General features: G+C 72.9%; 13 protein-coding genes. 4 read left to right on the top strand and 9 right to left on the bottom strand.

Features of this window, described 5'->3' with window-relative positions; genetic code table 11:
* Nucleotides 1-7 precede the first annotated feature (7 nt).
* The 7 genes from tdh to ABT232_RS21620 all read right to left on the bottom strand — a co-directional run bounded on the left by tdh (nt 8) and on the right by ABT232_RS21620 (nt 6,993).
* On the bottom strand, nt 8-1,036 hold the full coding sequence (gene tdh / locus ABT232_RS21590) for an L-threonine 3-dehydrogenase (RefSeq protein WP_351842260.1): 1,029 nt from the start codon (nt 1,034-1,036) through the stop codon (nt 8-10).
* A 162-nt stretch (nt 1,037-1,198) separates the two neighbouring features.
* Nucleotides 1,199-1,762: a GAF domain-containing protein gene (locus tag ABT232_RS21595; RefSeq protein WP_351842262.1), complete on the bottom strand. Its 564-nt coding sequence runs from the start codon at nt 1,760-1,762 to the stop codon at nt 1,199-1,201.
* A gap of 69 nt (nt 1,763-1,831) precedes the next feature.
* The gene (locus tag ABT232_RS21600) at nt 1,832-2,473 is read right to left on the bottom strand and encodes a GTP-binding protein (RefSeq protein WP_351842264.1); all 642 of its coding nucleotides are present in this window, start codon (nt 2,471-2,473) and stop codon (nt 1,832-1,834) included.
* The gene (locus ABT232_RS21605; protein WP_351842400.1) at nt 2,451-2,822 is read right to left on the bottom strand and encodes a DUF742 domain-containing protein; all 372 of its coding nucleotides are present in this window, start codon (nt 2,820-2,822) and stop codon (nt 2,451-2,453) included. Before ABT232_RS21605 ends, ABT232_RS21600 begins: the two co-directional genes overlap by 23 nt.
* 2 nt (nt 2,823-2,824) lie before the next feature.
* Nucleotides 2,825-3,259 (bottom strand): roadblock/LC7 domain-containing protein, encoded by a 435-nt coding sequence (locus tag ABT232_RS21610; protein WP_351842266.1) that lies wholly within the window; start codon nt 3,257-3,259, stop codon nt 2,825-2,827.
* A gap of 119 nt (nt 3,260-3,378) precedes the next feature.
* Nucleotides 3,379-5,526, bottom strand: a complete 2,148-nt coding sequence (locus ABT232_RS21615; RefSeq protein WP_351842268.1) for a sensor histidine kinase — start codon at nt 5,524-5,526, stop codon at nt 3,379-3,381.
* A 360-nt stretch (nt 5,527-5,886) separates the two neighbouring features.
* Entirely contained in the window at nt 5,887-6,993 is a 1,107-nt protein-coding gene (locus tag ABT232_RS21620; protein WP_351842270.1) for an Lrp/AsnC family transcriptional regulator, read from the bottom strand.
* A 58-nt stretch (nt 6,994-7,051) separates the two neighbouring features.
* Here ABT232_RS21620 and ABT232_RS21625 point away from each other — a divergent pair, with 58 nt between their 5' ends.
* Nucleotides 7,052-8,272 (top strand): M20 metallopeptidase family protein, encoded by a 1,221-nt coding sequence (locus ABT232_RS21625; RefSeq protein WP_351842272.1) that lies wholly within the window; start codon nt 7,052-7,054, stop codon nt 8,270-8,272.
* Between the two features lie 4 nt (nt 8,273-8,276).
* Nucleotides 8,277-9,686 (top strand): MFS transporter, encoded by a 1,410-nt coding sequence (locus ABT232_RS21630; RefSeq protein ID WP_351842274.1) that lies wholly within the window; start codon nt 8,277-8,279, stop codon nt 9,684-9,686.
* A 259-nt stretch (nt 9,687-9,945) separates the two neighbouring features.
* Here ABT232_RS21630 and ABT232_RS21635 read toward each other — a convergent pair whose 3' ends face one another.
* The gene (locus ABT232_RS21635; RefSeq protein WP_351842276.1) at nt 9,946-10,857 is read right to left on the bottom strand and encodes a ScbA/BarX family gamma-butyrolactone biosynthesis protein; all 912 of its coding nucleotides are present in this window, start codon (nt 10,855-10,857) and stop codon (nt 9,946-9,948) included.
* Between the two features lie 138 nt (nt 10,858-10,995).
* Between ABT232_RS21635 and ABT232_RS21640 the strand changes: the two genes are divergently transcribed.
* Together ABT232_RS21640 and ABT232_RS21645 are read left to right on the top strand one after the other, a co-directional pair.
* Nucleotides 10,996-11,616 (top strand): ScbR family autoregulator-binding transcription factor, encoded by a 621-nt coding sequence (locus tag ABT232_RS21640; RefSeq protein ID WP_450871708.1) that lies wholly within the window; start codon nt 10,996-10,998, stop codon nt 11,614-11,616.
* Between the two features lie 426 nt (nt 11,617-12,042).
* Nucleotides 12,043-12,765 (top strand): response regulator transcription factor, encoded by a 723-nt coding sequence (locus ABT232_RS21645; protein WP_351842279.1) that lies wholly within the window; start codon nt 12,043-12,045, stop codon nt 12,763-12,765.
* Nucleotides 12,766-13,159: 394 nt separating this feature from the next.
* Here ABT232_RS21645 and ABT232_RS21650 read toward each other — a convergent pair whose 3' ends face one another.
* A complete protein-coding gene (locus tag ABT232_RS21650; protein ID WP_351842281.1) occupies nt 13,160-13,288 on the bottom strand; it encodes a hypothetical protein in 129 nt (42 codons plus the stop codon).
* Nucleotides 13,289-13,342: the final 54 nt, after the last annotated feature.

The raw sequence follows: 13,342 nt of genomic DNA on the forward strand, positions 1-13,342 counted from the left end.
GGAGGTCTCAGAGGGTCCAGTCGAGGATGACCTTGCCGCCGCGGCCGCTCGCGGCGTCGGCGAACGCCGCCTCGAAGTCGCGGTAGCCGTACCGGCCGGTGATGACGGGGGCCAGGTCGAGGCCGCCTTCGAGCAGCACCGACATGCTGTACCAGGTCTCGAACATCTCGCGGCCGTAGATGCCCTTGATGGTGATCATCGAGGTGACGATGCGGGCCCAGTCGACGGGGAACTCGGCGGACGGCAGGCCGAGCATGGCGATCCGGCCGCCGTGGGTCATGTTGGCGATCATGTCCCGCATGGCCTCGGGGCGGCCGGACATCTCCAGGCCGATGTCGAAGCCCTCGCGCAGGCCCAGCTCGCGCTGGCCGTCGGCGATGGTCGCGTCGGAGACGTTCAGCGCGAGGCTCGCCCCGATCTTGCGGGCCAGCTCCAGCCGCTCCTCGCTCACATCGGTGATCATCACGTTGCGGGCGCCGGCGTGCCGGGCGACGGCGGCGGCCATCAGTCCGATCGGACCGGCGCCGGTGATCAGGACGTCCTCGCCGACCAGCGGGAACGACAGCGCGGTGTGCACGGCGTTGCCGAACGGGTCGAAGATCGCCGCGACGTCCAGGTCGACGGGCACACGGTGCACCCACACGTTGGACGCGGGCAGCACCACGTACTCGGCGAACGCCCCGTCCCGCCCGACGCCGAGGCCGACCGTGGCGCGGCACAGATGGCGGCGGCCGGCCAGACAGTTGCGGCACTTGCCGCACACCAGGTGGCCCTCACCGCTGACCCGGTCGCCGGCCGCGATGTCGGTGACGTCCCGGCCGGTCTCCACGACCTCGCCGACGAACTCGTGTCCGACCACGAGCGGGGTGCGGATGGTCTGCTGCGCCCAGCCGTCCCAGGCCCTGATGTGCAGATCGGTGCCGCAGATACCGGTGCGCAGCACCTTGATCAGTACGTCGCCGGGTCCGACGGCGGGCTCCGGGACGTCCACGAGCCAGAGCCCGGGCTCCGCCTTCTCCTTGACCAGCGCCTTCAACGCTACGGCTCCTGACGTTGAGACCCGGCCGGGGCATGCCGAAGCGCCCGCGGCCGGGGAGGGGGGTGGAATCGCCTAGCAATCTTCCGTACGAGGATGCCCCTGGTCCATCGAGGTTTTCTTAAGCGGCGCCACAGCTTTCCTTCACACCCCCCGGAGGGCTCAACGCGCCGGGCCGCGCTCCAGGTGTGCGGCGAGTTCCGCGGCCGTCGACTTGATGGTCTCCAGGCCGGTCCTGCCCCAGGGCCGCGGCGCGGTGTCGGCGACGGACACCGTGCCGAGCACCATCCCGGCGGTGTCGAGGAGCGGGGCGCCGAGGTAGGAGCGGATGCCGAACTCGTCGACGACCGGGTTGCCCGCGAACCGCGGATAGTCGCTGACGTCCTCCAGGACCAGTGCCTTGCGCCGGACGACGACATGCGGGCAGAAGCCGTGGTCGCGCGGCAGCCGGCGGCCGACGACGGGCCGGTTGCCGCCGTCGGGCACGGCCGGACCGGTGTCCGGGGCGTGCAGTCCGGCGAAGAACTGCCCGTTCTCGTCGAGGAAGTTGACCATGGCGTACGGCGCTCCGGTGTGGGCCGCGAGGCGGGCCGCGAAGGCGTCGAGGGCGGGCTCCGGGCGCTGTCCGAGTCCGAGTCCGCGCAGCCGCAGGGTGCGGGCGGGGGCGTCCTTGTCCTCGGGGGTGAGCAACAGACGACCGGCCGGGCGCGGCGGGTCGTAGCTCATGGCCGGGCTCCGTCGCTGGGGGCGGATGTCATGTGCGGCTCCGTACGGTGGGGCTAGGGGGTGTGGTGGTCACCGGTGGGCGCCGTGGCTCGGCGCGGGGACGACGGGCGCGTGGGCGATGAGGTGCCGTACCAGGGTCAGCAGGGTCTGGACGCCGGATGCGGAGATCCGGGCGTCGCAGCGGACGATGGGGATCTCCGGGTCGAGGTCGATGGCGGCCCGCACCTCCTCGGGGTCGTAGCGGTGGGCGCCGTCGAACTCGTTGACGGCGACGATGAAGCCGAGGCCGCGCTCCTCGAAGAAGTCGACGGCGGCGAAGCACTCCTCCAGGCGGCGGGTGTCGGCGAGGATGACCGCGCCGAGCGCGCCTTCGGAGAGCTCGTCCCACATGAACCAGAAGCGTTCCTGTCCGGGGGTGCCGAACAGGTAGAGCACATGGTCGGAGTCGAGGGTGATCCGACCGAAGTCCATGGCGACGGTCGTCTCCATCTTGTTCTCGATGCCGTCGAGGTTGTCGGTTCCGACGCTGACGGTGGTGAGCAGTTCCTCGGTGCTCAGCGGCGCGATCTCGCTGACGGCGCCCACGAACGTGGTCTTGCCGACCCCGAACCCGCCCGCCACCAGGATCTTCAGTGCGGTGGGGAACGGGTCGGCGCCGTCGTCGTACGCACCGCTGCCGTCGTCGTAGTCAGAGCTGTCGTCGTAGTCCATCGAGCACTGCCTCCAGAAGGGCCCGGTCCGTGGGGTTGTGGGTGAAAGCGGGGGGCTTGGTGGTCAGCGCCCCGCAGTCGACAAGGTCCGCCAGCAGCACCTTGGTGACCACCGCCGGGAGGGTCAGATGGGCGGCGACCTCGGCGACCGAGACGGGCGCCAGGCACAGGTCGAGGGCCTGCGCGTGTTCGGGACCGAGGTAGCCGATGGGGGTGGCCCCGGTGGCCATCACCTGGGACATCAGATCGAGTGCGACGGTGGGGCGGGTGCGGCCGTTGCTGACGGTGAACGGCCGCACCAGCCGTCCGGCGGCCTCGTCGAGCCAGGGACCGTCGCCGGCCGCCGCCACGCTCAAGGCCTCATCGCCGTGGATTCGACGGCGTGCTGTCGGGGCGCGGTCACCAGGTAGGGGCGGACGCTCTTGACGAGCATCGCCATCTCGTAGCCGAGCACGGCCGCGTCGGCCTCCCGGCCGGCGAGCACGGCGAGGCAGGTACCGGATCCCGCGGTGGTGACGAACAGCAGCGTCGAGTCGAGTTCGACGACCACCTGCCGGACGTCGCCGCCGTCGCCGAAGCGGATCCCGGCGCTGCGGCCGAGGGAGTACAGGCCGGAGGCCAGCGCCGCCATGTGGTCGGCGCTGTCGGGGTCGAGGCCGTGCACCGACTTCACCAGCCCGTCGCAGGACAGGAGCACCGCGCTGGTGGTGTGGGGGACGCGCTGCACGAGGCCGCTCATCAGCCAGTCGAGATCGGATACCTGGCCGGTGGGGGCGTCGCTCGCCATGGTGGATCGACTCCTTGGGGTACGAGGGTCCGCGGTAGCGCTGGGGCGCGGGGTGGGGGTGGTGTGGGGGGTGGCGTGAGGGGCGGTATGGGGGGTGGCGTGGGGGGTGGTGGAGGTGGTCATCCGGCTGGTGCGCTCCCGTCGTGCCGGGGTGTGGAACGGTGGTCGGTGGCGGGCGCCGGCAGGCGGTCGGACCCGCCGTGCGCCTCGGGGGACGCGGTCGCCCGCACGGGGCGCGTCCGCGGTATGCGGGCCGGGTCGACCGGACGTACGTCCGGTGCGGACACGCCCGGAGCGGGTGGCCCGGCGTGGGCGAGGGGGTCGCGATGGACGCCCTCGGCCGGGTCCAGGCTCTGCTGCGCCTCGGCGAGGCCGATGCCCCGCTGGAAGGCGGCCATCAGGCCGGGGTCGTGGCCGGCGGGCTCGTCGCCGTCCTGGCGCGGGGCGGGGCCGCCGCGCAGCTGGGGGACGATGTGCTCCTGGGCGCGCCGCCGGGGCAGCTGGGGTTTGCCCATGGTGCCGCGCACCACGCCCTGGTGCCGCGGGACGGGCGCCACTCCGTCGTGCCCGTCGACGACCGGCCGGTCCTCGGCCCGGATACCGGGCACCGCCTCCGCCGGATTCGGCCGCTGCGCCCGCACGCCGCGCACGGGCAGCGGCACGGCGGCACCTCGGTGCGAACCGGGCTCCGGCGCGGCGTGGTGGTGCGACACGGGGGCGTGGGCGGGGGGCGCGAACGGCTGGGCCGGGAGGGGGTGCGGGACCTGCGCCGCGCCCGGGTGGGAGCGCGGGGCCTGCGCCGCGCCCGGGAGGGGGTGCGGGACCTGCGCCGCGCCCGGGTGGGAGCGCGGGGCCGGCGACGCGACCGCCGGGGGCTTGGCCGGCCCCGGCACGCCCGGGTAGGGCTGCGGCAGCGGGGAGGCGTCCGTCCGGGACGGGACCGGGTGCGGGCGCGGTGCGTGCCGCGGGGGGGTCGGGGCGGCCGTCGGCGGCGGGGGCGGGGGCGGGGGCGGCTGCGAGGTGCCCGCCTGCGGTCGCGGCACCTCCCCGCTCGCGCCCGGCGTTCCGCCCAGCAGATCCTGCGGTACGACGAGCACGGCCTGTACGCCGCCGTAGATGTTGCTCTGGAGACGGACGCCGATGCCGTGCCGGCGGGCGAGCTGGGAGACGACGAACAGTCCGATGCGGCCGTCCGCCAGCAGGCGGGCCACGTTGACCTGGTCGGGGTCGGCGAGCAGGGCGTTCATCCGCTCCTGTTCGGTGACCGGCATGCCGAGGCCGCGGTCCTCGACCTCGACGGCGAGCCCGGAGGTGACGAGGTTGGCGCGCAGCAGCACCTGGGTGTGCGGGGCGGAGAACACCGTGGCGTTCTCGACGAGTTCGGCGAGCAGGTGGATCACGTCGGCGACGGCGTGCCCGCGCAGGGTTCCCTCGATCGGGGGGACGAGTTTCACCCGCGAGTACTGCTCCACCTCGGCGATCGCCGAGCGCAGCACCTCGGTCATGGAGACCGGGTTGCTCCACTGCCGGCGGGAGACCGCGCCGCCGAGGACGGCCAGGTTCTCGGCGTGGCGCCGGGTCCGGGTGGCGAGGTGGTCGACGTGGAACAGGCTCTTGAGGAGGTCGGGGTCCTCCATCTCGTTCTCCAGCTCGTCCAGGATCGCGATCTCGCGGTGCACGAGTGACTGGAGCCGGCGGGCGAGGTTGACGAAGACCTCCAGCTTCTGTTCGCTGCCGGTCTGGCTGGAAAGCTGCGCGGCCTGCACGACGGCGGTGACGGCCCCGTCGTGCGCGCGGGCGAGGTCGGCGGCGAGCAGGTCGAAGTCGTCGGCGTCCTCGGCCGGTTCGCCGCGCGGTGTGCGCGGTGGCGGCATCTCGCCGCGCCGCAGTCCCTCGACGAGGGCGCGCAGCTCGGCCTCGCGGCGCGCGCCGGCGCGGCGCAGTGCGGCGAGGCGTTCGTGCACGGACTGGGCGGCACGGCGGGCGGCGACGGCGGCGATGACGATGCCGGCGAGCGCCACGCAGACGGCTCCGGCGAGAACGGCCCACAGCGTGAGGCTGGTCCGTACGCCGGTGGAGCGGACGGTGAACAGGACCGCCGCGCAGCCTCCGAGGGCGACCGCGACGGGCGGCAGGACGGCGAGGCGCAGCAGCTGGGACCGTATGTGCGCCTCGGGCAGTGCGGGGGCAGTGCGGGCGACCGGTCGTCCGTGCCGTCCGCCTTCACGGCGGTCTGCGCGTGCGGCCGGTGCGCGGAGGTGTGACATCGGTGTCCTCGTACTGGTCCGTGGGTCGGGGCCCGGACGCGCGGGGTCGCGCGACGGACACTCACAGTAGTCGGCAACGCCACATGTGCGGTGGGCAGTTGACAAAGTCCCTCGCAGACCGTCCCGCTCTGGTATGAGGCCTCGCGCGACAGACCGATAACCGCGTGGAGCGCTTGTCCGCGAAGCGCAGGAGAACGATCAGACCTGGTCAGAAGTGGTCCACCGTGGGCAGCGTGGCCCGGCTCCCTTCCCCGCCGTCGGCCCCTCCTCGCCGGTCTCACTCCCGTTCGCCGGACCTTTCACCACCGCCCGCCCCCTCTCCGGCCCTGGGGGCGAACCGGCGGCGGACATCACTGGGTGTCAGGGACGCGGCGGTGCCGACAACCGCCGGACCAGGTCGGCCTCGGCGCGTTCGGCCTGCGGATCCGTCCAGAACGCCACCGGGACGCCCCGGATGTGGCGCCCCTTCGGATCGAGGATCTGGCCGCCCAGCTTGAGGGGCCACAGGGTGACCGCGCGGTCCGCGACGGCCAGTTCGGGGAAACGGGTGCTCAGCCGGGCCTCGAAGGCGGCGATGTCCTCCATGGAGCGCAGCCAGACGGTCAGCAGCAGGTTGTGCGGGCCGGAGAGGGAGGCGCACAGCCGGGTCTCGCGCAGGGCGATCAGCTGGGCGGCGATCCGTGCCGCGTCGCCGGGCGGCGCGGCGCCCCACAGGGTGACGGCGACCGGCCAGCCGGACAGGCAGCGGGCGACCTCGCACCGGTAGATGAGGGCCTCCTCGCGGTGGAAGCGGTCCAGGCGCCTGCGGACCGTGGTGGGGCTCGCACCGGTGCGCCGGGCGAGCCGGGCCGCCGGCTGCCGGCAGTCCTCGGAGAGCAGGGCGAGCAGCCGGCGGTCCAGGTCGTCGGCGGCGGCCAGGCCGCGGCGCACGCCGGTGCCGGGCCGGTAGTGCGGCAGCGCCTCCCGTCCGTCGGGGGTGAGCCGGTCCAGCCGCCAGCGGCTGCCCTCCGCGTGCACCGCGGTGGCGAGCTGGGAGCGGGTCGCGGCGACGCCGGGCAGCCTCTCCAGGCGGAAGCCGACGTAGCGGGCGAGCGCCGCCTGGTCGGGGAAGACCGCGGTCAGCAGCAGGTCACGGGCGCCGGTCACATGGTCGATGGTGATGAGGTGGGGGTCGTCCACGATCCGGGCGGCCACCTCGTGCAGGGAGCCGGCGACACAGTCCACCTCGATGACCGCGAGGGCGGGGGCCACGGATCCGACGACCGGGGCGTAGCAGTGCAGCCAGGCGTGGCCGGCCTCGGTGAGCCGGCGCCAGCGGCGGGCCGCCGCCGTGGCGTCGATGCCGACGGCCCGGCCGATCTGCTCCCACTCCGCGCGCGGTGAGGTCTGCAGAGCCGTGATCAGCAGATGGTCGACCTCGTCCAGATGGGCCGGGCCTGCGGCTGATTCCTGCGCGGTCCGGTCCATGGGCGGTGCTTTCCTGCCGATGATCTTGGGTGGTGACGGTGCTCGCCACGATACGCGCATGTCTCTGCTGCACGACGCCCACGCCCTCGCCGCCGACCTCGCCGCACTGCGCCACGCACTGCACGAGGAACCGGAACTGGGCCTCGACCTCCCGCTCACCCAGGCCAAGGTGCTCGCCGCCCTGGACGGTCTCGGCCTGGAGATCACCCTCGGCCGGGCCCTCAGTTCCGTCACCGCCGTGCTCCGCGGCGGACGTCCCGGACCCGCGGTGCTGCTGCGCGGCGACATGGACGCGCTGCCGGTGCGCGAGCAGAGCGGGGTGCCGTACGCCTCCCGGTTCGACGGGCGGATGCACGCCTGCGGGCACGATCTGCACACCGCCGGGCTGGTCGGGGCGGCGCGGCTGCTCGCGGCCCGCCGGGCGGAACTGGCCGGGGACGTCGTCTTCATGTTCCAGCCCGGGGAGGAGGGTCAGGGCGGCGCGCGCATCATGATCGAGGAAGGGGTGCTCGACGCCGCCGGGCAGCGGGTCGTCGCCGCGTACGCCCTGCACGTGGTCGCCACCGGCGCGCCCACCGGATACGCCGCGACCAGGCCGGGAACCATGCTGGCCGCCTCCGACACCGTCCATGTCACGGTGCGCGGCAAGGGCGGCCACGGCTCGTCCCCGCACTCGGCGGGTGACCCGGTGCCCGCCGTGTGCGCGATGGTCACGGCCCTGCAGACCCTGGTCACCCGGGAGGTCGACATCTTCGACCCGGCCGTCGTCACGGTCGGGCAGCTCAGCGCGGGCACCGCGCCCAACGTCATCCCGGACCGGGCCCGCCTGTCCGCCACCGTGCGGACCTTCTCCGACACCTCCCGCACCACGGTGCGCGGCGCGTTCGAACGCACGGTGCACGGCATCGCGGCGGCCCACGGGACGGTGGCGGACGTCGACTACGTCGAGCAGTACCCGCCCACCGTCAACGACGCGGACGAGGCCGACTTCGCGCTGCGCACCGCCCAGGAGATCCTCGGCGACGGCCGGGCCTTCCCGGCGGCCAACCCGATCGCCGGCTCCGAGGACTTCTCCTTCGTGCTGCGCGAGGTACCGGGAGCCTTCGTGGGGCTCGGCGCCTGCCCGCCCGGCACCGACCCCGCGACCGCGCCGATGAACCACTCGCCGCTGGCCGTCTACGACGACGGAGCCCTGCCGTACGCCGCGGCCCTGCTCGCCGGGCTGGCGCTGAGGCGTCTGGCCCGCACGCCGCTCGCCGACCCGTCCGCACAGGAGTGACACCGTGACCGCGACCTCCCCGACCGCCCGGCGCACCCGCGAGGGTTCCGTCAACGCCGTCGTCGGCCTGCTCGTCCTCTTCGAGATCACCAGCGGCTTCCTCCAGACCGGGGTCGCACCGCTGCTGCCCGATCTCGCCACCCATCTGGGCATCGGCTCCGCCGACGCCTCCTGGATCATCTCCGCGCAGCTGCTCGCCGCCGCGGTGTGCGTCCCGCTGTTCGGGCGGCTGGGCGACCTCCACGGGCACCGCCGCATGCTGCGGCTGGCCCTGGCGCTGACCGCCGCCGGCAGCGTCCTCGTCGCCCTGGCGGACAGCTATCCCGTGCTGCTCGCCGGGCGGCTGCTCCAGGGGCCGCTGGCCGCGCTGCTGCCGCTGGAGATCGCGCTCGTCCGGGACCGGCTGCCGGTGGCCGACGCCCGCCGGGCCATCGCCCGCCTCGTGGGCGCCCTGGCCTTCGGCTCACTCGCCGGGGGCCTGGCGATGGGCCTGCTGCACTCCGCCTTCGACGACCTGCGTACGACCCTGCTGGTGCCCGCCGTGCTGGCGGTGCTGTGCGTTCCGGTCTCCTTCGTCGCCGTGCCCGAGTCGTCGCACCGGGCCACGGGCCGGGTCGACCGGCCCGGCGTGGTGCTGCTCGGCGCGGCGGTGCTGGCGCTGCTCGCCGGGGTGGGCGCGGCGGAGGACGGGTCGTGGACCGGGGCCGGTGTGCTGGGGCCGGTCGCGCTGGGCGTCCTGCTGCTCGCCGTGTGGACCGTCGTGGAACTGCGCACGGCCGAGCCCCTGGTGGACGTCCGGGCCCTGGCCGGCCGCGACGCCGCGCCCTTCTATCTGGCCGCGTTCCTCTTCGGTGTCTTCTACTTCGGCAGCCAGGCCCCGAACGCCACCTTCTTCGCCGCCGACCCGGACGCCACCGGTTACGGCTTCGGCCTCTCCGCGCTCTCCATCTCCCTGGTGTCGCTGCCGGGGTACGTGGCGGCCGTGCTGGGTTCCCTGGCCACCGCCGCGGTCGCCCGGCGCATCGACTACCGCCCGACCCTGGTGACGGCCTTCGGGCTGGTGGCCCTGTCGTTCCTTCAGTACGCCGCCGTCCACGAGCGGCCGTGGCAGATGGCGGCCGGCTCGCTGCTCCTCGGTCTCGGCGTCGGTCTGGCGCTGGGCGCGATGCCGACCGTGATCGTCGAGGCCGCGGACGTCTCCCGCACCGGCATCGCCGCCGCCCTCTACAACAACGTGAAGACGCTCGGCGGAGCCGCCGCCGGAGGCGTCTTCGCCGCGCTGCTCGGCGCGTTCACCGTCGACCGCACGGGCGAGCCCGCCGAGTCCGGCTATGTGGTCGTCTGGCTCGCGGCCGCCGTCTGCGCCCTGGGCGCGGCCGCCCTGTGCGCGGTGTCCCGGCGCCGGGAGACCTGAGACCACGCCTGAGACCACGTTCGAGGTCCGCTCCGTCTCGCGGCTGAGGTGCCGCGGTTGGCCGGCGCTGTCGAGGCGAGCCGTCTGACGGAGCCTGCGGGCAACGAGTGATCCGGAGGGCCGGTCGGTCTCGCGTTCGTCGGGGCGGTGACCCGGCGGCGGGTGCGGCTCGCGTTCCGGGAGCCGGGGCCGCGCCGCCGGGTGACCGGGGCCGCGCCGCCGGGTGACCGGGGCCGCGCCGCCGGGTGACCGGGGCGTGCTACGCCCGGTGCCGCAGTCCGCGCAGCCGGGCCCGGAATGCCGGCTCGTCGCGCTGGAAGCCGGTGATCTCGAAGGCGAGCCAGCCCGGCAGCAGCGTGGGCAGCGGCTGAGCCTGTATCAGGCACGGCTCGTCGAACTCCACGTACCGCTGGTAGCTGATGCTCAGGTCGGTGATCTCGACGGGCCGGGCGCCCGAGGCGGCCCGTGCCGCCTGCTCCGCGGCTTCCAGCAGCACCAGGCCCGGCACATGGTCCACCGGGTGGTCGAAGAGGAGGATGTTCGAGATGTCGCAGCGCAGTTGCCACCGGTTCGAGGTGCCGTCGGGGGCGAGGAGTACGTCGTTGTCCTCGCGCCTGCCGACCAGGTACGGGGCGACGGGCCGCGGGAGCGGCCAGCTGCCCCAGTCCGAGTCGTGGAACGTACGGCCGCGCAGCCGGCGGTACGCCCCGGGCGACACCCAGCCGAACTCGGTGTCGGCCAGGCACACCGTCTCCTCGCCCCGCCGGATGCGGAACTCCATCGCGAGGCCGGCGGAGCGCCCGCCGGTCCGCGTGACCGCGACGTCGACCTGGAGGTCGGCGCCGGCCCGCGCCTCGAAGCCGGGTTCCACCGTGATGTTCAGTGTGTTGAGCAGTGTCTGATGCCGCGTCGGGACGTCGTACGCCGCGTGCGCGACGAGGAGACCGGACTGACGGATGGTCTGCGTCAGCAGCCGCGGGTCGTACGGGTGGGCGCCGCTGCGGGCGGGCCACTGGACCCGGACGGTGAAGGTGTGGGTGCTCTCCTGGTGCCAGTCCTGGACGAGGACCGACTCGTCGTGCCTGAGGTGGGTGTACTCGCCCAACCGTGCCGGAAGGGACGTCCCGGCGTCGTCGCGGTGGGCATGGAAGGGCTGCGTGGTCCTGGGCAAGGCTTCCCCCGGGTTGAACCGCTACTCGGACGTCTGTTCGCTGTGCCGCAGATTGATAACATACCGACTCTTCAGTCACGTGCAAGGGGCTTTTGTGAGAGTTCAACTGCGGGGAATCGGACGGGCGGGCGGTGCGTCATGGTGAGGCAGGATCGAGCGATTCGCACTCGCAAGCACATTCTCGAGTCAATGGCCGGCCTCTTCAACGAAGTCGGGTACGACGCCGCGACCATCGCCGCGCTCGTCGAGCGCACGGGGCTGACACGTGGCGCTCTGTACTTCCACTTCGCCTCCAAGGAGGACATGGCGCGGGCGGTGCTGGACGAGGCGGTGACCCTCGAGGGCGTCAGCCCACAGCAGTTCAAGATGCAGGAGTGGGTGGACCTGGGCCTCGTCCTCGCCCACCGGGTGCCCCGGGAGCCGATACTGCGCGCGGCCATCCGGCTCTCCGTCGACCCCAAGGCACGTCGGCTGTTCGGGACACGCTGGGCGGACTGGGTGAGCGTGGGCCGTGATCTGCTCGCCGAGGCCCAGAAGCGCGGCGAACTGCTCCAGCACGCCAATCCGTCCGCCGTCTCCCGTGCCGTCGTGGGCTCCTGGACCGGTGTCCAGTTGCTGACGGAGAGCATCGGAGAGGGACTGGACCTCACCGAGGAGGTCTCGTCCCTCTATCAGCTCCTGCTGCCCAGCATCGTCAGCCCCGGCGTGCTGGCCAAGATCGACATGTCCCCCTACCGGGCCGAGCGACTGCTCGCGTAGCCACCGGGACCTCTCTCCTGACTCCGGGCTCACCCCCGGAGTCATTTGCATTTTTGAAGCCATCAGCAACGCATGGAGTGCGCACGTCGCACACTGGATCACCTAGACCGCCCAGAAATACGGAATGCAATATTCCCTTACGGCGTCGCAACGAAGGGCTGTCATGACAGTGTTTGTTTACACAGCGTTCGGTTTTCTGGCGACGTGGCGTCTCAAATGGTGGTCTCGATGTCAAGTTTGCCTCAAGAGTGCTGCACTGTAGCGACGGTTTGTCCCAGTTTGCTCACCTTCTGACACTCGTTCCCGGGTGTACAAAAAACAGGACGTGTGTTTCTTTAGGTGGTGCAGGCGATAGGGGGAGCGATGACACTGCATGCCGCAGAGGCACCTGGAGGTATCACCGCACGGACGAGAGACTTCACGGTGGTGCGTGTCCCGCCGCCGGCGGCCCTCGCGCACTTCATGAAGGTGAGCGAGACCGGCACGATCCGGGTCCTGGTGGTCGAGGACGACCCCGCCGCCGCCGAGGCGCGCGTCTCCGAGCTGCGCCGGCACGGGTACGTCGCGCACTGCGTGGACAGCGGCGCGGCCGCGCTGAAGTCCCATCAGCACGTCGATCTGGTCCTGCTGGACCTCAGCCTTCCGGACATCGACGGTCTGGAGGTGTGCCGGCGGATCAGGGCGGCCGGCAACAAGCCGATCATCTCCGTCACCGCCCGCGACGCGGAAGAGGTGGACCGGGTGCTCGCCCTCCAGGCAGGCGCGGACGACTGTGTCGTCGCCTCCTGTGGTGTGCGGGAGATGACGGCCCGTATAGAGGCATTATTGCGGCGGGCCTATCCGCAACCGGAATCGGCCCGCACCATCACGCGCGGGCCACTCCATATCGACGGCCGGACCCGAGAGGTCCGGGTGCACGACGAGCCGGTCAATCTCACCGCCAAGGAATTCGAGCTGCTGCATCTTCTGGCCGCGAACCCGGAAAGCGTCATTTCCCGCAGGGAATTGATGGCCCGGGTCTGGGACACCCAGTGGACGGATTCCAGCCGGACCATCGACACGCATGTGAGCAGCCTGCGGGCGAAACTGGGCGCACCCGGCTGGATCATCACGGTCAGGGGTGTCGGCTACCGCATCGGTCACGGCTGAGATGGCCTCGGTCCCCGCATCACACACGACCGACGGACACCCTCGGCGACCACCTCCCGCACGCTTGGCGGACCGCCCACGCTCCGGCGTCACGCACGGCTGACGGACCGCCCTCGCCCCGGCGTCACCCACGACCGACTGGCCGGCCCTCGGCAACCACCTCGCGCACGCCCGACGGACCGGCCAGCCCCGCCATCACGCACGACCGACGGGCCGCCGTGGGGCCGGCGTCACGCGCGATGGACGGGCCGCCGTCGGGCCGGCGTCCCGCGCGACTTAAGGCCCCGCCGCCCTCAGGGCCCGTACCGCGCGCGGCCGGACGGCCTCCCTTGCCCGGGCGGCGGCGGGGCAGTCCACCCGCCCACGCCGTCGCCCGGGACCGGAAGCCGGGTGGTCAGGACATGGCGCCGGCCGGTTCCCGAAGCCCGTCGAAGCCCACCGGGTCCTTGCCGAGCCCGGTGGGCCTCAGCCAGTCGAAGGCGCTGTAGACCGCCGGTCCCAGACCCAGCCCCTCGGCAACCACCTCCCGACCGACGGCCCGCCGAGACCTCCGACATCACGCACGACCGCCGACCCG

The organism is Streptomyces sp. NPDC001532 (genome assembly GCF_040298625.1).
Lineage (GTDB): Bacteria > Actinomycetota > Actinomycetes > Streptomycetales > Streptomycetaceae > Streptomyces.

Coding starts and splice junctions, on each gene's coding strand:
- ABT232_RS21620 (WP_351842270.1), bottom strand. CDS start 6,993: ATGGACCGGACCGCGCAGGAATCAGCCGCAGGCCCGGCCCATCTGGAC.
- ABT232_RS21625 (WP_351842272.1), top strand. CDS start 7,052: ATGTCTCTGCTGCACGACGCCCACGCCCTCGCCGCCGACCTCGCCGCA.
- ABT232_RS21595 (WP_351842262.1), bottom strand. CDS start 1,762: ATGAGCTACGACCCGCCGCGCCCGGCCGGTCGTCTGTTGCTCACCCCC.
- ABT232_RS21610 (WP_351842266.1), bottom strand. CDS start 3,259: ATGGCGAGCGACGCCCCCACCGGCCAGGTATCCGATCTCGACTGGCTG.
- ABT232_RS21600 (WP_351842264.1), bottom strand. CDS start 2,473: ATGGACTACGACGACAGCTCTGACTACGACGACGGCAGCGGTGCGTAC.
- ABT232_RS21640 (WP_450871708.1), top strand. CDS start 10,996: ATGGTGAGGCAGGATCGAGCGATTCGCACTCGCAAGCACATTCTCGAG.
- ABT232_RS21615 (WP_351842268.1), bottom strand. CDS start 5,526: ATGTCACACCTCCGCGCACCGGCCGCACGCGCAGACCGCCGTGAAGGC.